This is a genomic window from Geobacter benzoatilyticus (assembly GCF_017338855.1).
In the GTDB taxonomy this organism is placed as follows: domain Bacteria; phylum Desulfobacterota; class Desulfuromonadia; order Geobacterales; family Geobacteraceae; genus Geobacter; species Geobacter benzoatilyticus.
Window position 1 is genome coordinate 2,663,248 of the sequence record NZ_CP071382.1, and the last position, 17,527, is coordinate 2,680,774.

The 17,527-nt window shown below is 56.4% G+C and carries 13 protein-coding genes; all 13 read left to right on the forward strand.

What is annotated here, in order from left to right:
* Nucleotides 1-15 precede the first annotated feature (15 nt).
* Complete coding sequence (locus JZM60_RS12230; protein WP_207162728.1) at nucleotides 16-1,197, forward strand: type I restriction endonuclease; 1,182 nt, start codon at nucleotides 16-18, stop codon at nucleotides 1,195-1,197.
* A 161-nt stretch (nucleotides 1,198-1,358) separates the two neighbouring features.
* Nucleotides 1,359-1,928, forward strand: a complete 570-nt coding sequence (locus JZM60_RS12235; RefSeq protein ID WP_207162729.1) for a hypothetical protein — start codon at nucleotides 1,359-1,361, stop codon at nucleotides 1,926-1,928.
* Nucleotides 1,929-2,202: 274 nt separating this feature from the next.
* Entirely contained in the window at nucleotides 2,203-4,506 is a 2,304-nt protein-coding gene (rnr, locus tag JZM60_RS12240) for a ribonuclease R (protein ID WP_207162730.1), read from the forward strand.
* A 78-nt stretch (nucleotides 4,507-4,584) separates the two neighbouring features.
* Nucleotides 4,585-5,445 (forward strand): twin-arginine translocase subunit TatC, encoded by an 861-nt coding sequence (gene tatC, locus JZM60_RS12245; protein ID WP_207162731.1) that lies wholly within the window; start codon nucleotides 4,585-4,587, stop codon nucleotides 5,443-5,445.
* Nucleotides 5,446-5,454: 9 nt separating this feature from the next.
* Nucleotides 5,455-6,423: a bifunctional riboflavin kinase/FAD synthetase gene (locus tag JZM60_RS12250; protein ID WP_207162732.1), complete on the forward strand. Its 969-nt coding sequence runs from the start codon at nucleotides 5,455-5,457 to the stop codon at nucleotides 6,421-6,423.
* The gene (locus JZM60_RS12255; protein WP_207162733.1) at nucleotides 6,420-7,454 is read left to right on the forward strand and encodes a lysylphosphatidylglycerol synthase transmembrane domain-containing protein; all 1,035 of its coding nucleotides are present in this window, start codon (nucleotides 6,420-6,422) and stop codon (nucleotides 7,452-7,454) included. Before JZM60_RS12250 ends, JZM60_RS12255 begins: the two co-directional genes overlap by 4 nt.
* A gap of 2 nt (nucleotides 7,455-7,456) precedes the next feature.
* Nucleotides 7,457-9,316, forward strand: a complete 1,860-nt coding sequence (locus JZM60_RS12260; protein WP_207165589.1) for a glycosyltransferase family 117 protein — start codon at nucleotides 7,457-7,459, stop codon at nucleotides 9,314-9,316.
* Between the two features lie 3 nt (nucleotides 9,317-9,319).
* Nucleotides 9,320-10,180, forward strand: coding sequence for a shikimate dehydrogenase (locus tag JZM60_RS12265; RefSeq protein ID WP_207162734.1), 861 nt, complete (start codon nucleotides 9,320-9,322; stop codon nucleotides 10,178-10,180).
* Nucleotides 10,181-10,245: 65 nt separating this feature from the next.
* A complete protein-coding gene (gene pilB / locus JZM60_RS12270; RefSeq protein ID WP_207162735.1) occupies nucleotides 10,246-11,952 on the forward strand; it encodes a type IV-A pilus assembly ATPase PilB in 1,707 nt (568 codons plus the stop codon).
* 42 nt (nucleotides 11,953-11,994) lie between these two features.
* Nucleotides 11,995-13,092, forward strand: a complete 1,098-nt coding sequence (locus tag JZM60_RS12275; RefSeq protein ID WP_207162736.1) for a type IV pilus twitching motility protein PilT — start codon at nucleotides 11,995-11,997, stop codon at nucleotides 13,090-13,092.
* 30 nt (nucleotides 13,093-13,122) lie between these two features.
* The gene (locus JZM60_RS12280) at nucleotides 13,123-14,340 is read left to right on the forward strand and encodes a type II secretion system F family protein (protein WP_207162737.1); all 1,218 of its coding nucleotides are present in this window, start codon (nucleotides 13,123-13,125) and stop codon (nucleotides 14,338-14,340) included.
* A 9-nt stretch (nucleotides 14,341-14,349) separates the two neighbouring features.
* Nucleotides 14,350-15,993, forward strand: coding sequence for a two-component system sensor histidine kinase NtrB (locus JZM60_RS12285; protein ID WP_207162738.1), 1,644 nt, complete (start codon nucleotides 14,350-14,352; stop codon nucleotides 15,991-15,993).
* Nucleotides 15,994-16,043: 50 nt separating this feature from the next.
* Nucleotides 16,044-17,420, forward strand: a complete 1,377-nt coding sequence (locus JZM60_RS12290) for a sigma-54-dependent transcriptional regulator (protein WP_207162739.1) — start codon at nucleotides 16,044-16,046, stop codon at nucleotides 17,418-17,420.
* The last annotated feature ends 107 nt before the right edge of the window (nucleotides 17,421-17,527 follow it).

Consider the following 17,527-nt stretch of genomic DNA (forward strand, 5'->3'; position numbering starts at 1 on the left):
TATCGAGGAGGGTATATGCCGGATTTCAACGAAAGGCTGATTAAGCATGTGGAGCATGTCAAGAGTGTTGGGCCACACTGCTCAACAGAAGAAACGACCAAGCAAGCCCTTATCCTGCCGTTTCTGAACTTACTCGATTTCAACCCCTTTGACCCTACCAAGGTAAAAGCTGAATATGGCGCTGACATGCCGGGGATTAAGAACGGTGAACGTGTTGACTATGCCCTTTTCTCCGAAGGGCACCCGGTCATGTTCATTGAGGCAAAACCGTTCGTCGAAAAGCTGACCAACCATACCGGACAGCTCGCGCGATACTTCAACGCTACGCCAGGAGTGGCAATTGCCGCCATTACCAACGGACAGGAATGGAGGTTCTTTACGGACCTCAAGAATCCGAATGTGATGGATAGTTCTCCCTTTTTGGCTGTTGACCTCACGAGTCTGTCAGACAGTGACGCTGAGCAGCTGGCACGGTTCCGCCATGATAATTTTCATCCAGACAAATTGAAATCATTCGCCGAAGAGAGGGTATACCTGGGGATATTCCAGGCTGTCATCGAAAACTGTCTGAGGGATCCGGATGCTGATTTCGTCAGGTTCGTTGCGACCCGCGCGAACTTCGCGCCTAAGCTCACCGGAAAGGTGATTGAGACAATCACACCGATAGTAAAGCAGTCGGTGGCCGACGCGATCAGCCGCATGGTTGTGAGTGGATTATCCGCTCCGATCCCCCCTGTTGCTGCGGTAGCACCTGTTGTGGAAGCAGAATTCCCCGCTCCTGCGATCTGTGGTGACCAGGTAGACCCCAACAATTCAAAAATTGTTACGACTGATACTGAGCGCCGGATTTTATCTATCATCCAGACCATGCTTGAAGGGCAGGTCTCTGAAGATGAAATTGTCGGGAAGGACACCGAGAGCTACTACACTGTGCTTTATCAAGGAAAGGTGAATCGCTGGCTTGTTCGTTACGTCGGAGACCGCGCAAAGCCACTTATCTACTTTAACGGTAATCTTTCTGACCAGCAAAAAGACCAGGTAGTCAAGCGGGGGCTGGAGTTCGGGCCAGGCAATAGCTTTGTTTTACCCAAACCGGAGTATTTGATGAAACTATCCGACTTTGTGAATGAATCATTGATGTACTGCCAAGAGGACAGCAACTTCAAGCGTGAGAGCAAGAAAGAGTTGGAGCAATAGCATTGCTCAATACTTGGCAGACTGAGGCGGATCCGCTAGAGAGTGCCTTCCTCGACGACTGGAGAAGCCTGAGCGATGTGGGGAAAATGAGGATATGGACGTTGCTCAAAGAAGAGAAAGAGCGGGAAAAGGCGGAGTAAATAAAATGATTGGAGGGGAGGATGAAAAAGCTTCTTTATTTCCTTGGAGCTATTTTCGCGTTTGGGTTCATCTCCCAAGGACTGACTACCTGCGGCAAAATTGAATTTGCTCCACAGTCACAACCACCTGCCCCCCAACCGGTACAACTGGCGCCTGCAGATGCTCTAAAAAAGATGACGGTTGCTATTCGCACAGGCGACATGGGAGAGGCAAACCGGCTTTTCAGGGATATCCCGAAGGATTCACCCGAATATAAGAAGGCCCAAGCTCTTTATGATGAGTGGCGGGCAAAGAAGGCCAAGGCCGACAAGGATGCCGCCCGGATTGCGAAGCGGATTGGAGCGGTGAACAGGAAGAAGTTCGCAAAGGAGTACGAGCGGCAGCTCCTGGACAAAGGGATGGACGCGTATGTTTCCACCCAAGGAAAAGAGAGCAGCACACTGAAGATCAAATGGGTTTTGGTAAGTCGGCCCCTGGTCCACAAAATGATCAATGACGAGAATGTCGTGGAGAACCTCCGTAGTCTCGGTTTTACAAAGCTGGTAATGAGCGATGGATATGACAGCTCTTGGACGATCGATCTAAAATAAAAATGAGGGGCAAAAGTCGCCCCTCAAAAGGTTAAGCTGGTTGGCCGGCGGCGATCCGATTTTAATCACTTCGCCGCGCGGCCGACATAATCAAAGTCGTTTTGATTTGGCGCCGATTCCCCCCCCTTTGACAACCATTCGTAAACTATCGCCAACCACATTATGACAATTTTCCCTTACTTATTATGACGCCCCCCCTTATTTATACGAATTGACACCCTTGATGGCCGTGTGCATAGTAGTCCGGTGCGGGCTTGAGGGGAAAGGACTGACAATGAAAAGGAATCGGGAGACGATACAGGCAGCGATTCGCGAACATGGCGGCTCGGCCCTGTTCCGCGAGCTGATGCAGGTTTTCGGGGTGACCAAGGGGGAGCGCAAGAGCTTTAAAGCCTTTGTGGACAAACTCGTCTCCGAAGGGCATCTCGTGCGGTTCAAGGGAAACCGCTACGCCTTGACCGACGGGGAGAACCTCGTGACCGGGCGGCTTTCGTGCCACCCGGACGGCTACGGTTTTGTCATTCCCGAAGGGGGGGGAGACGATGTTTATATCCCCGCCCGGGCCCTGGCCGGAAGCATGCACGGCGACACGGTGGAGGTGCGGGTTGAAACCTTCAAGGCCGGCGGCAAGAAGGAGGGGCGGATCGTACGTACCGTGGAGCGGGGACAGACGCGGGTCGTGGGACGCTTCGAGCAGCTCAGGGGATTTGGCGTGGTTGTCCCCGACGAGACCCGCATCAGCCAGCAGATTGTGATTCCCCGGAAAGGCATCGGCCGGGCAAGGGAAGGGGAGGTCGTCGTTGCCGAGATAACGGCCTACCCTTCGGAGAAGCGGCGGCCCGAGGGGCACATTGTGGAAATACTGGGGTTCCCCGACGATCCGGAGGTGGAAGTAAAAACCATCATTGCGAAGCACGGGCTCCCCTTCGAGTTTCCGGCCGACGTGCTTAATGAGGCCAGGGCAGTCCCCCAGGCCATAGGGGAGAAGGACCTGAAGGGGCGGACCGACCTGCGGGATATCGTCACCGTCACCATCGACGGCGAGACGGCCCGCGATTTCGATGACGCCGTGGCTGTCCGGAAGGAGCGGGGGGGAAACATCCGGTTATGGGTCTCCATTGCCGATGTTTCCCACTACGTGAAGCCCGATGCTCCCCTGGACCGGGAGGCCTACCTGCGGGGGACGTCGGTCTACTTCCCCGACCGCTGCATTCCCATGCTCCCCGAAGAACTCTCCAATGGGATATGCTCCCTGAATCCCAGGGTTGACCGGCTGACCTTGACGGCTGAGATGGTCTTCACCCGCGGAGGCGTAATGAAGGAGGCTTCCTTCTACCCGAGCGTGATCAAGAGTGATGCCCGCCTTACCTACACCATCGTAAAGAAGATTCTCGTGGATGGCGATGTCGAGGCCATTGCGCCCCACAAAGAGCTGGTCCCCCATCTGGAAGCCATGCGTGAGTTGGCCCAGCGCCTTACGGACAAACGGCGCAAGCGGGGCAGCATCGACTTCGACCTTCCCGAGCCGCAGATAATCCTCGACTTGCAGGGTGAGACGGTGGACATCGTTCAGGCCGAGCGGAACCTGGCCCACCGAATCATCGAGGAATTTATGCTTGCCGCCAACGAGGCGGTGGCCTCCCACATCGAGGCGAAAGAAATCCCCTCCCTTTACCGGGTCCACGAACCCCCGGACCCGGCAAAGCTCATGGACTTCCAGGAGTTCATCTTCAACTTCGGTTTTCACTTCCGGATGGACGGCGACCGGGTGGAACCGGCGGAGATTCAGCGGCTTCTTACCGAGACCGAAGGGACTCCCGAAGAGCGGATGATCAACCAGGTGCTCCTGCGGTGCATGAAGCAGGCACGCTACAGCCACGAGAACCTCGGGCACTTCGGTCTTGCGGCCCGCTGCTACACCCATTTCACATCCCCCATTCGCCGCTATCCCGATTTGGTCGTTCACCGTATTCTCAAGGCGCTTCTGGCCGGGAAGATTACAGCGAAAGACATCGAGCGGTTGGAGACGTCGCTCCCCGAGACGGCTGGGCAGACAAGCCGGCGGGAGCGGGTCGCCATGGAGGCTGAACGGGAAATCGTGGCCCTCAAGAAGGCCCAGTTCATGCTCCAGAAGATCGGGGAGGACTTCGACGGTTATATTACCGGGGTCACTTCTTTCGGTCTTTTCGTTGAGCTTACGGAGCTTTTCGTGGAGGGGATGGTTCACATCTCCACCATGAAAGATGACTTCTATCGCTATGTGGAAAAACAGCATTCCCTGGTGGGCGAACGGCTCAAGGAGACCTATCGCATTGGCGACAAGATCCGGGTTACCGTTGCCTCTGTGAGCATCGAGAAGAAGCAGATCGAGTTTGTTCTGGCCGGGCTCCATGAGCGGCGGCCCGGCGCGGCGCCGCCGCCGGGAGCGGAGGAATACCCCCATATTCCCGTGGCGGGGAAGCGCCCCCGGGTACTGGAGGAACGGCGGCAGCAGACAAAGGGTGGGAAAAAGGCCGGCAGCAGGGGAGGAAGGAAGGAGAGCGGCAAAGGAGGGGGAGGCCGCGGAAGGCGCCGGTGAAAGAGTATTGCTAGGTTTTGCCGTGCTGTGATAGTCTTGTCCGTCTTTACTAATGATACAAAGGGATAGTGTGCCTGAATGAGTAAGGAAAACGAGAAAGTCCAGCCATTTCTGGAACATCTGGGAGAACTCCGCAAGCGGCTCATAATCATAATTGTTGCGGTCATTGTCGGAATGGGCTTTGCCTGGAACATTTCCGACGAAGTGCTGCAGTTCGTAACCAGACCGATCAGCGGCAAGACATACCTTACCGAGATCAAGAAGCAGATATACGTGGAGGTGGGCAAACGCTGGCCCGCTGCCTACCAGCAGTTCGAGCTGGGCAAAGAGGCTGAAGCTGCGCCCAAGGAGCGGAAGCTCAACTACAGCGCCCCCCTGGAGCCGTTTTTCGTCCAGTGCAAGATCTCGATCATTGCCGGCTTTATTCTGGCTCTCCCCGTCGTTTTCTACCAGCTCTGGCTCTTCATTGCGCCGGGTCTCACCCGAAGGGAAAAGCGGCTGGTTTTTCCGTTCGTTACGGTTAGTTCCATCAGCTTCTGCATTGGGGCGCTTTTTTTCCTGATCATCATCTGGCCGGTCATCATCAATTTTTCCCTCTCCTACGAGGCCGAAGGGCTGAACAGCCTTTTCAACATGAGCGCCTATATCAACTTCTGCCTGCGGCTCATTCTGCTGTTTGGCCTTATCTTCGATCTCCCGGTTCTGTTGCTTCTGTTGTCCCGTTTCGGTGTAGTGACCTATTCATTTCTTGCCAGAAACCGGCGCTATGCGTTGCTGGCCAGTTCCATCGTCGCCGCCTTCCATGCGGACCTCATTACCATGTTTGTCATCATGATCCCCCTTTACGGAATGTACGAGATCGGCGTCTGGCTCGTGTTTCTCTTCGGGAAGAAAAAAGATGTCCCGCTTGAAGCCACAGTCGGCGGTGACGGGGAGTAATGTCAGGCCATGCATATATTCAGGAGCATTGAAGAGATAACCGGGAAGCTTCCCAACGTTGTGGCGACCATCGGCAATTTCGATGGTGTCCACCTGGGGCACCGGGAGATATTCCGGCGGGTCAGGCAGGAAGCGGCGGATCTTGGCGGCGTATCCCTGGTCATCACGTTCGTTCCCCATCCCCTAAAGACCCTCGGGCTGAAAAAAGAGTTCCGCCTCATCAATACCTATGCCGAGAAGGAGCTTCTCATCGGGGCCTCGGGGGTGGATTACCTGCTCACGATCCCATTTACCGCAGAGTTCGCCACCGTCGGCGCCGAACGTTTCGTGCGTGAAATCCTGGTGGAGAGGATCGGGGTGCGCAAGCTCATCATCGGTTATGACTACGCATTCGGCAGGAATCGCGAGGGTGACGTCGGGATGCTCCGGCGCCTTGGGGGAGAACTCGGCTTTGAGGTGGATGTTCTCGAACCGATTGCCGGCGGTGGAATCGTGTACAGCAGTACGGCGGTTAGGCGCATGATTACCGAAGGGGACGTGCGGGGAGTGGTCAGCCTCATAGGCCGTCATTTCTCTATTGGCGGTACCGTTGTCCATGGCCGTCAGAGGGGGAAGGGGCTCGGATTTCCCACGGCCAACCTCCGGACCGACAAAGAACTGATTCCCAAAAACGGGGTATATGCCGTCAAGGTGAAAGTCGATGATGTCATCTACGATGGCGCCTGTAATGTCGGCGACAACCCGACGTTTGATAATGGGAGCCTTTCCATCGAGGTGTTCATCTTCGATTTCGACGGCGACATCTATGGCCGGGAAGTCAGGCTTTATTTCGTGGACCGGATCCGGGACGAGGTGACGTTCCCCAGCCCTGAAGCCCTGCGGGAGGCCATCGCCCGCGACGTGGCCCGGTGCCGGGAGCTGTTGCGCGATGTTTCGATTGTCGAATATCGGGAGTATCTGGCAGGGGAGCGCCGGTGACCTCACCCTTTGGTGACAAGCGCCTCTGGGCCGGGGTTGCGATCAGTATCGTCCTGCTGGGGCTTCTTTTCCGTTCCGTAGACCCTGACGCGCTCCTGCGGGCCTTTCGCGGTATCCGGTGGGAGTGGCTCATCCCTGCCGTTGTGTTCACCATGCTTGGCTACGTGGTGCGGGCGGTTCGCTGGAAATACCTCCTCTCGCCCATCAAACAGGCTTCCTTCGCCAATCTCGTGTCTGCCACGTTTATCGGCTACATGGCCAACAACCTTCTCCCTGCGCGACTCGGGGAACTGGTGCGGGCTTATGTTCTCGGCGAACGGGAGGGGATAGGGACGGGGGCGGTGGTGGCCACGCTGGTCATCGATCGGCTTGCCGATGGCTTCACGGTGCTGCTCCTGCTCATGGCGACAGTGTTCACCCTCCGGCTCCCGCCGGGGAGTGAGACGGCTCAGCAGGGGCTCGTTGCCGGAGGGTACCTGACCCTTGCGCTGTACCTGGCAGTCGTGGTTTTTCTGGTTTTGCTGCGGCGAAACACCATGGGGACCATACGGATTCTCGAAAGGCTTCTGAAGCCATTTCCCAATGGAGTTGCCGAAAAAGTCATTCCGTTTCTCGGTGCGTTCATCGAGGGGGCTCGGCTTACCCCCCACTGGAAGGAGCGGCTGGCCCTTGTCGGTACCTCAATAATCATCTGGGGGGTAGCGCTGCTCCCGGTTTATTCTGTGCTGAGGGCATTCGGGATGAACTTTCCCCTGTCCGTCTCGGCCTTTATCCTTGTCCTTCTCGTCTTTGCGGTGATGGTACCGGCTTCACCCGGTTTCGTCGGCACGTACCACGCCGCCTGCGTGTACGGGCTGCTTGTATTCGGGGTCCCGCGGGAAACTGCCCTTAGTGTTGCTATCGTGATTCACGGAATCAATTTCTTTCCGGTCATAGTGGCGGGACTTGCCTGCCTCTGGCGGGAGAACCAGTCGCTTGCGGCCCTCGGCAGAAGGGCCGGCATGCAAAATACCCATGCGGAGGGTAGGTGAAGATGCTTTCTTCCTTTTTTCGGCGGATCGATCCCTTTGCCGTCTTCGCGGTAACCGTGCCCCTTGCAATTTATCTTTTGACCCTTGCCCCATCGGTCACCTTCTTCGACAGCGGCGAGTTCATCACTGCCATCCATTCCCTCGGCACGGCCCATTCTCCCGGCTATCCCTTTTTTGTCAACTACGCAAAGCCGTTTACCTGGCTCCCATTCGGCAGCATTGCCTTTCGTGTGAATATAGCCACGGCACTTTCGGCGGCGGCGGCCTGTTACGGGGTTTATCTCCTGGTCATGACCCTGGTTGCCCATGATGATTCAACCGACCGCGCCATGTCACGCTATGTTGCCCGGGGATGCGCGATGTCGGCGGCCCTGGCATTTGCCTTCTCGTCGCGGCTCTGGCTCCAGTCGAACCATGACAAGCCGTATCCCCTGGTTGCATTTATCGTTGCCGTTGTTTTCTGGGCTCTGCTCCGCTTCCGTGCCCGTTACGACAAGGGGGAGGAGTGCCCCCATTACGTGTATCTCGGCGCTTTTCTCTGCGGGCTTGCCACAGGGGCCCACCAGACCATCGTTCTCATGTTGCCTGCCTTTGCCTGGCTCATCCTCTCCAGGGACTGGCGTCTCCTTGGCCGGATCAAGGAATTTCTCCTGGCCGTTTCCTTCGGTCTGCTGGGGTTTGCCATCCAGCTCCACATGCCGGTGCGGGCCCTGAAGAATCCGCTTCTCAACTGGGGAGATCCCCGCACTCTCGACCAGTTCCTCTGGAACCTGCTCCGCAAGGGGTACCCCAGCGACCCTCCCCACCGGGACGCGGCACTTCTCTGGCAGCAGATGGGGGCCTTCAATATTCCTAAAGAGTTTACCTGGGTGGGAATCGGCCTCCTGGTCCTGGGGCTCGTCGTCTCGTTCCGGCGGCAGCGGGATGAAGTTATCGCCTATTTCCTTGGAATCGCCACATCGCTTCTGGTCATTGTGGGCTACTTCAATACCCAGCCCGATCTGATCTTTCTTACCGAAGAGTTCTTCACTCCGCTCTACCTTCTCTCGGCGGTGTTCATGGGGGTGGGGCTTTTCTGGCTTCTGAGACGTGCCCTTGCCAACATTGCAGTCGAAAAATTGACGTCGGTGCCGGTAAAGGTCCTCGTCGGGGTGTTCATCCTGTTGCTTCCCGCAACCATCTGCGCCCTGAATTACTACGAGAACGACCAGCACGAAAATTATGTGGCCTTCGATTATGCATCCAACACCTTCCGCTCCCTTCCCCAGGGGACCGTTCTTTACACCTGGGGGGACAGCGGTGCCTTCCCCCTCTGGTATCTTCAGGGGGTCGAGCGGATGCGTGACGACCTGGATCTGCTCCATACGCCGCATCTGGTCTTCCGGTGGTATCTCGACGCCTTTCCGCATCTCTTCAGCCGGAGTATGTTGCGGTCCGTACCCGAATCTCTCCAATCTGCCGAGTCTGCCCTGAAGATGGCGGTTGCCGAGCAGATCGGGTCCAGACCGGTTTTTATAGATTTTTCCACCCGCTATTCGCTCCCCTTTAACGAATACGGAATGCAACAGCGCGGCATCGCTTACCAGTTGGTCAAGGGTGGGAGCAATACGATCTATCCTCCTGACCTTTCCGTATGGAGCCTTTACAGCGCCCGTGGCTATACCAGCCAGATGGGCTTCCGCGATCTCGATACGGGGAAGGCGATCCTGATATATGCGATGGGGAGACTAGAGGGTGGGGAGACCCTTTTGCGGGCCGGCTACCGCTCCCAGGGGGCGGAGGAGTTGCGCCTCGCCGCCGCCGTTGCGCCCGAATTGAGGGGACAGGTTGAGCAGATGCTCGGCGCATTCGGTTTGAGGTGACCCATGGATATTACGGGAAAAACAAGCGTGCTCGGCATCATCGGCCGGCCGGTGGCCCATTCTCTGTCGCCGCTCATGCAGAACGCCGCCCTTGAGGCCATGGGGCTCGACTGGATCTACGTTCCCTTTGCCGTGCGCGAGGAGGATCTTCCCCGTGCCGTCATGGGGCTCAAAACCCTTGGGGTTATCGGCTTCAACGTGACCATCCCCCACAAGACTGCCATAATTCCCCTTTTGGATAGGATCACCCCCGAAGCCGCCCTCATTGGCGCGGTCAATACGGTAAAGCGCGAAGGGGACGAGTTGGTGGGGTATAATACCGACGGTGCGGGCTTCATCAAGTCGCTCCGCGAGGATCTGGGGTTTGACCCGGCCGGCCGGCGAATTCTCGTTCTCGGGGCCGGAGGTGCGGCCCGGGCTGCTGTGGCATCTCTGTCCCAGGCGGGAGCGGCTGTTGTCGCAATTGCAAACCGGAGCCATGGGAGGGGAGAAAAACTGGCGGGGGAGTTTTCGGCCGTTTTCAGCGGCACGCAATTTGCTGCAAAGTCTCTCGATATCTCTCTGTTTAACTCGGAAGTCCAAAATTTTGACTTGCTTGTCAACACCACGTCCGTGGGTATGGGGGAATCTGCCTTTGACGGACTCGATATTTCGCGCATGAAGCAGACGGCTTCCGTGTATGACATGGTCTATGCTCCATGGGAAACGCCCCTGCTTGCGCAAGCCCGCAAGGCCGGACTTAGTTGCGCCAACGGGATCGGCATGCTTGTGGCACAGGGTGAGTGCGCACTTTCCATCTGGAGCGGAATGGAGCCGCCAACCGGCGTCATGAGGAGACGTATCCTGACTGTGCTGAACCGCTAACCACTTCTTGACATTGGGGTTTTGCCGCCCTACCATTAACGGTGACTTTTTCCCGCGGAGAAACTATGCAGGCCAACAGACTGGGAGAACTCCTGGTTAGAAATAATATCGTTACCAAAGAGCAACTCGCCAAGGCTCTTGATGAGCAGAAGGGGTCCGAGGGGCAGCTTCGCCTTGGCTCCATACTGACAAAAAACGGTCTGATTTCCGAACAGGACCTTATTACCTTCCTTTCAAAGCAGTATGGCGTTCCCTCCATCAATCTGAGCGAGTTCGAGGCCGATGCCGCGGTCGTCAAGATAATCCCCGCCGATGTTGCCCAAAAGTATCAGATCGTTCCGGTGAACAGGGCCGGTTCCACCCTGATCATCGCCATGACCGATCCTTCCAACATTTTCGCGATTGACGATATCAAGTTTATGACCGGCTACAACGTTGAGGTGGTTGTTGCTTCCGAGTCGGCCATAAAGACTGCCATCGACAAGTATTACGACCAGTCAGCGTCACTGGCCGATGTCATGGGCGACCTTGATATGGAGGATCTCGAGGTCGTGGACACCGCCGACGAGGTCGACGTCTCGTCCCTGGAGAGGGCAACCGAAGACGCGCCGGTCGTCAAGCTGGTGAACCTGATTCTGACCGATGCCATCAAGCGGAAGGCAAGCGACATCCATATCGAGCCTTACGAGCGGTCGTTCCGGGTCCGTTACCGGATTGACGGGGTTCTCTACGAGGTGATGAAACCCCCCCTGAAGCTCAAGAACGCGATCACCTCCCGCATAAAGATCATGGCTGAACTTGACATCGCCGAGCGGCGTCTCCCCCAGGACGGCCGGATCAAGATAAAACTTGGCGGCGGCCAGGACATGGACTACCGGGTATCGGTGCTCCCGACGCTCTTCGGCGAAAAAGTCGTCCTGCGGCTCCTTGACAAGTCGAACCTTCAGCTGGACATGACCAAGCTCGGCTATGAGCCCGATGCCCTCCATCATTTCAAGGAGCAGATCCACAAGCCCTTCGGCATGGTTCTGGTCACGGGTCCCACGGGAAGCGGCAAGACGGTTTCCCTCTACTCGGCCCTTGGAGAACTGAACAAGACAACCGAGAACATCTCAACCGCCGAGGATCCGGTTGAATTCAACTTTGCCGGAATCAACCAGGTGCAGATGCACGAGGATATCGGCCTCAATTTTGCCGCTGCTCTCCGTTCCTTCCTCCGCCAGGACCCCGACATTATCATGATCGGCGAGATCCGGGACTTCGAGACTGCCGAGATTGCCATCAAGGCTGCCCTCACTGGACACCTGGTGCTCTCAACGCTCCATACCAACGATGCTCCCGCAACGATCAACCGTCTCCTTAACATGGGGGTTGAACCGTTCCTGGTTGCGTCGGCCGTTAACCTCATCACGGCCCAACGCCTTGCCCGCCGGGTCTGCTCAGAGTGCAAGGAGCCGGAGGAAATTCCGGTTCAGGCGCTAATCGATGCCGGCGTTGCTCCCGAAGAAGCTCCCTCGTATGTGTGCTACAAGGGGACCGGCTGCTCCAAGTGCAACAATACCGGCTACAAGGGGCGGGTAGGTTTCTACCAGGTCATGCCGATGCTGGAAGAGATACGGGAGTTGATCCTGAACGGCGCTAACACTGCCGAGATCAAGCGGGAATCGATGCGCCTGGGGATAAAAACCATGCGCCAGTCGGGCCTTACGAAGCTGAAAGAGGGGGTTACATCCTTTGAGGAGGTGCTGCGGGTTACCGTGGCCGACGAGTAAGCGTAACGCACTGTTGCCGGCGTTGCGAAGGGAGAACACCTTATGGCCAATATGCACCAGCTCCTTACGGAACTCGTTAATCGCGGCGGTTCCGATCTGCACCTGACCACCAATTCGCCCCCGCAGATCCGGGTGGACGGGAAGCTCATTCCCCTGGAAATGCCGGTGCTGAACGCGGTGGACACGAAGCAGCTTTGCTACAGCATTCTCACCGAGCAGCAGAAGCATAAGTTCGAGGAAAATAACGAGCTGGACCTCTCCTTCGGGATCAAGGGACTCTCCCGTTTCCGGGGCAATGTTTTTGTCCAGCGGGGTGCCGTGGCCGGGGTTTTTCGGGTAATTCCGTACAAGATTCTATCCTTCGAGGAGCTGGGCCTGCCACCGGTGGTGAGGGAACTGGCCGAGAAGCCCCGGGGGCTTGTCCTGGTAACCGGGCCCACCGGCAGCGGTAAGTCGACAACCCTTGCTGCCATTATCGACAAGATAAACACCGACCGCCACGAGCATATCGTCACCGTCGAAGATCCCATCGAGTATCTCCATCCCCACAAGAGTTGCGTTGTGAACCAGCGCGAGGTGGGGGCTGACACCAAGAGCTTCAAGAACGCCCTCAAATACATACTCCGCCAGGACCCCGACGTGGTGCTGGTGGGCGAGCTGCGGGACCTGGAAACAATCGAGGCGGCTCTGACGCTTGCCGAAACCGGGCACCTCTGCTTTGCCACCCTCCACACGAACTCGGCGGTCCAGACCATCAACCGGATTGTGGACGTGTTTCCGTCGTATCAGCAGCCTCAAGTCAGGGCTCAACTCTCATTCGTTCTCGAAGGGGTCTTGTCGCAGACGCTTCTGCCGCGGGCAACCGGCAAGGGGAGGGTCCTCGCCATAGAGGTCATGGTGCCGAATCCGGCCATCCGCAACCTCATCCGCGAGGACAAGATCCACCAGATATACTCGCAGATGCAGGTGGGGCAGGAAAAGTTCGGCATGATGACCATGAACCAGTGCCTTTATGGATTGCTGCAGAAACGGCATATCTCCATGGACGTTGGCATGGGAAGATCGCCCGACCCGGACGAGTTGAAGCAGATGCTGACCAGCGGTGTGCGGCCTCAGGGACCGCGCCCTCCCGCAAGATAGAGGGTTCGAAAGGAAGCCAGGAGGATAGCGATGCCGAAGTACAGTTGGGAAGCTCGAAGCAGAACCGGTGCGGCACAGAAGGGGGTCATGGAGGCCGCCAGCGCCGCTGCGGTTGAAGCGCAGCTGAAAAAGTTCGGGTTCGGTTCCATCTCCGTGAAGGAGGAGGGTAAAGGGCTAAGTATGGAGCTCAAGTTACCCGGCTTCGCCAAAAAGGTGGAAACGAAGGATCTTGTCGTATTTACCAGGCAGTTCGCCACCATGATCGACTCGGGGCTTCCGCTCGTCCAGTGTCTCGATATCCTCTCAAGCCAGCAGGAGAACAAGACCTTCAAGGAAGTGCTGCATAAGGTCAAGGAGACGGTCGAGGGGGGCTCAACCTTTGCCGATGCTCTGTCAAAACATCCGAACGTGTTCGACCAGCTATTCGTAAACCTGGTTGCAGCCGGTGAAGTCGGCGGTATTCTCGACACCATCCTCAACCGGCTTGCGGCCTATATCGAAAAGGCCATGAAGCTCAAGAAGCAGATCAAGGGAGCCATGGTCTATCCCGCTACGATCATGACGATCGCCATCGGCGTTGTGGCAGTCATTCTGATCTTCGTTATTCCGACATTCGCCAAGATGTTTGCCGATTTCGGCGGAGACCTGCCTACCCCGACGAAGATCGTCATAGCGCTCAGTGACTTCGTGCTTAAGTACATCCTGCTTATTGTCGGCCTCGTTTTCGCCGTGGTTGTGGCCATCAAGAAGTACTACGCCACGCCCAACGGCAAAAAGGTCATAGATACCATAGCTCTCAAGGCGCCCATTGCTGGTCCCCTCATCCGCAAGGTTTCGGTGGCCCGTTTCACCCGTACCCTCGGAACCCTTATCTCCAGCGGCGTGCCCATCATGGATGGGCTCGAGATCGTTGCCAAAACTGCCGGCAACAAGGTGGTCGAGGAAGCTGTTTACAAGGTGAGGAGTTCCATCGCTGAAGGCAAGACCATGGCTGAACCGCTACAGGAAAGTGGAGTCTTCCCGCCCATGGTGGTGCAGATGATTTCCGTCGGCGAGGCCACCGGCGCCATGGACGCCATGCTGAGCAAGATCGCCGATTTCTACGATGATGAGGTGGATGACGCGGTTAGCGCTCTTACGGCACTCATGGAACCGATGCTCATGGTATTCCTGGGGACCACCGTCGGGGGCCTTGTCATCGCCATGTATCTGCCGATCTTCAAACTTGCCGGTACCGTCGGCGGCTAGCCGGAGCAGATGTTTAGAAAACGGCTCCTATGGTTCATCCTTGCACGGGTGGTGGTGGTTTCACTGTTCCTGGTCTCCACCATCGTCCTGCGGGTTCGGGGTACCGGTCCACTCAGCGGTCAGGCGCTCGATAGCATTACCGCCATCCTGGTTGCCTCTTACGGTTTCTCCATCCTTTCGCTCCTGATCCTCAGGTTCGCTAAAAAATTCGGGATTTTACTCACTTACGCCCAGATTATCTGGGATATCCTTTTTGTTACGGGGATTCTGCTTTATACGGGGGGGATTGCCAGCCCCTTCTCGTTTCTCTACCTGCTGGCGATTACCAGCGCCAGCGTCCTACTGGCGCGGCGGGAAGCCTTTTACACCGCCTCACTCTGTGCAATCATATACGGTGGTATCGTTGATCTGCAGTATTACGGGCAGTTGGTCTCCCTGGGGCTTGGTCCCCTTGTCGCCCAGAGCTACGGCACCAACTATATCTTCTTTACTTTATTTATTAATTTTCTGGCCTATTTCCTGACGGCCCTCCTCACGGGGCATTTGGCCGAAAAGGCCAGACAAAGCGAAACAGAGCTTGAAAAGAGGGCCTTTGATTACGAGGGGCTGGAGCGGCTTAACAGTACAATTGTTTCCAACCTTACCAGCGGTCTGTTGACAGTGAACTCTGCGGGGCGGATCAGGGTATTCAACCGCTATGCTGAGACTCTGACCGGCATCACTCAAGAGGATGCTTATGATCGTGATCTGTATGACATCTTCCCGGGTTTTCGCTCTTTGGGCGGCGATCCTTTGAATGTCCGGCGGGGAGAGTTCGAATATTTGCCTAATAATGGCCGCAAGCTCATCATTGGGTTCAATAGCGTTCTACTGGGCGTAACTGAGGGGGGCAGGGCAGGGGCGCTCATTAATTTTCAGGACCTGACCCAGATCAAGCGCATGGCGGAGAATCTCAAGCGTGCCGACCGGCTTGCCGTTATCGGCGAGCTTTCTGCCCGCATGGCGCACGAGATTCGCAATCCCCTTGCAGCCATTAGCGGATCAGTGCAGCTCATCTCCCAGGGGAATGGAATTCCAGAGGCCGACCGCCAGCTCCTGGCCATAGTTCTGCGTGAAACCGACCGGCTTAACGGTCTGATTACCGATTTTCTCGCATACGCACGCCCGAATCAGCCGGCAAAAGGATCGGTTAACCTCTACGCCTTGGTGGCCGAGATTGCGTCCCTTCTGGTACCTGATCGCCGTTTCGGCGCTGCCAGGATCGTGAATGGCGTGGATTCGGATTTTACCCTTCCGATAGATTCGGATCAGTTCCGTCAGGTACTGTTGAACCTGCTTGTAAACGCGGCGGAGGCAATGTCCGGTTCCGGGGCAATCGTAATTGACGCTGACCGGATCGATGAAATTCGTTCCGGTGGCGAAAAGCGGAGTGTGTACCGGATAACGGTTGCCGATGATGGTTGCGGAATGGACCAGAAAACGGTTTCGCAGATTTTCGAGCCTTTCTACACCACAAAGGCCAGCGGAACAGGATTGGGGCTTGCCACCGTTTACCGAATTGTGGAGGCCCACGGCGGCAGAATCACGGTCGAGAGCACCGAGGGGAAGGGAACACTCTTTACTATCTACATTCCCGTCCAGGGGAACGACTAAGCATTTGAAACACGGGTAATTGTCACATCTTACCGTCAGGGAGAGACGTCATGGAAATACGGATACTGGTTGTTGATGACGAATTGAGCATGAGGGAATTCCTCGCCATTCTCCTTAAACGCGAGGGGTACGCGGTGGACCAGGCCGACAGTGCGCAAAAGGCACTGGAATTTCTTGCCGGCGCCAGCTATGACCTGGTCATTTCCGATGTGAAGATGCCGGGGTTGGATGGTATAGCGCTCCTGGGAAAGATCAAGGAGAGCGCACCGGATACCGCAGTCCTCATGATGACGGCATTCTCCACCGCCGAGCAGGCCGTGGAGGCCATGAAACTCGGAGCATACGACTATCTGGCCAAGCCCTTCAAGGTTGAAGAGGTCAAGGTTCTGGTCCGCAACGCCCTTGAAAAAAGGGATCTCAAGCGCGAAAACCAGCGTCTGCGCCTGGAAGTTCAGGACAGGTACAGTTTCAGTGGCCTCATCGGCAAAAGCAAAAAGATGCGGGAACTCTATTCTCTCATCGAAAGGGTTGCCCCCAGCCTTGCCAACATTCTGATACAGGGTGAGAGCGGCACCGGCAAAGAGCTTGTAGCCAGGGCAATTCACTACAACAGTCCCCGCAAGGACAAATCCTTTGTTGCGGTCAACTGCGGCGCGATTCCCGAATCCCTCATGGAAAGCGAGCTTTTCGGTCATAAAAAGGGGTCTTTTACCGGCGCCATCAATGACCGGGCCGGCCTTTTCGAGCAAGCGGAGGGGGGGACTCTGTTTCTCGACGAAATTGGCGAAGTGCCGCTCCAACTCCAGGCCAAACTGCTGCGTGTTATCCAGGAGAAGGAGTTCAGGCGGGTAGGTGGGACTGGCGATCAGAAAGCCGATGTCCGTATCGTTGCCGCCTCCAACCGGAATCTGGAAGAGCAGGTTCGCGAAGGCTCCTTCCGTGAAGACCTCTTCTACCGGCTGAACGTAGTGCAGCTGCAGATGCCCCCACTGCGGGAGCGCATCGAAGACATACCCCTGCTGGTGGAGCATTTCTATCGAAAATATGTCCAGACCCCACTGAGTGGCGAGATTATTTCCGCCGGAGCCCTGAAAATGCTCATGGCATATGGTTTCCCTGGAAACGTGCGTGAGTTGGAAAACCTGGTGGAGCGGTGCATAGTTCTTGGCGGTGGCACTATTTCAGAGGAGAGTCTACCGCCCCAGGTTCGTGGGAGCCGGATTACATCGGCTGCCCCGGCCGGTGATTTCGAAATTCCGGAAGAGGGGATGGATCTGGAAGGCTACCTGGATGGAATCGAGAAGAGAATTCTCCAGCAATCCCTGGAGCGCTCGGGTGGCGTCAAGAAAAAGGCGGCTGAGCTCCTGGGGCTTACGTTTCGCTCGTTCCGTTATCGGCTGGCTAAATTCGGTATGGATGACGAGTGATTGCGTCGAGTGACGAAAAATGTCAATCGTTAGTGACCAAAGATGTGTTTTTACTTTTTTTGCGAGTAAGTGAGTTGAAATTATTGGTCTTTTAGTGTATGAGTATT

What these genes read in the sequence shown, in the direction of transcription:
- pilB (WP_207162735.1), top strand. Translation starts at nt 10,246, where the DNA reads ATGCAGGCCAACAGACTGGGAGAACTCCTGGTTAGAAATAATATCGTT.
- JZM60_RS12250 (WP_207162732.1), top strand. Translation starts at nt 5,455, where the DNA reads ATGCATATATTCAGGAGCATTGAAGAGATAACCGGGAAGCTTCCCAAC.
- JZM60_RS12280 (WP_207162737.1), top strand. Translation starts at nt 13,123, where the DNA reads ATGCCGAAGTACAGTTGGGAAGCTCGAAGCAGAACCGGTGCGGCACAG.
- rnr (WP_207162730.1), top strand. Translation starts at nt 2,203, where the DNA reads ATGAAAAGGAATCGGGAGACGATACAGGCAGCGATTCGCGAACATGGC.
- JZM60_RS12265 (WP_207162734.1), top strand. Translation starts at nt 9,320, where the DNA reads ATGGATATTACGGGAAAAACAAGCGTGCTCGGCATCATCGGCCGGCCG.
- JZM60_RS12260 (WP_207165589.1), top strand. Translation starts at nt 7,457, where the DNA reads ATGCTTTCTTCCTTTTTTCGGCGGATCGATCCCTTTGCCGTCTTCGCG.
- JZM60_RS12235 (WP_207162729.1), top strand. Translation starts at nt 1,359, where the DNA reads ATGAAAAAGCTTCTTTATTTCCTTGGAGCTATTTTCGCGTTTGGGTTC.
- JZM60_RS12285 (WP_207162738.1), top strand. Translation starts at nt 14,350, where the DNA reads ATGTTTAGAAAACGGCTCCTATGGTTCATCCTTGCACGGGTGGTGGTG.
- tatC (WP_207162731.1), top strand. Translation starts at nt 4,585, where the DNA reads ATGAGTAAGGAAAACGAGAAAGTCCAGCCATTTCTGGAACATCTGGGA.
- JZM60_RS12290 (WP_207162739.1), top strand. Translation starts at nt 16,044, where the DNA reads ATGGAAATACGGATACTGGTTGTTGATGACGAATTGAGCATGAGGGAA.
- JZM60_RS12230 (WP_207162728.1), top strand. Translation starts at nt 16, where the DNA reads ATGCCGGATTTCAACGAAAGGCTGATTAAGCATGTGGAGCATGTCAAG.
- JZM60_RS12275 (WP_207162736.1), top strand. Translation starts at nt 11,995, where the DNA reads ATGGCCAATATGCACCAGCTCCTTACGGAACTCGTTAATCGCGGCGGT.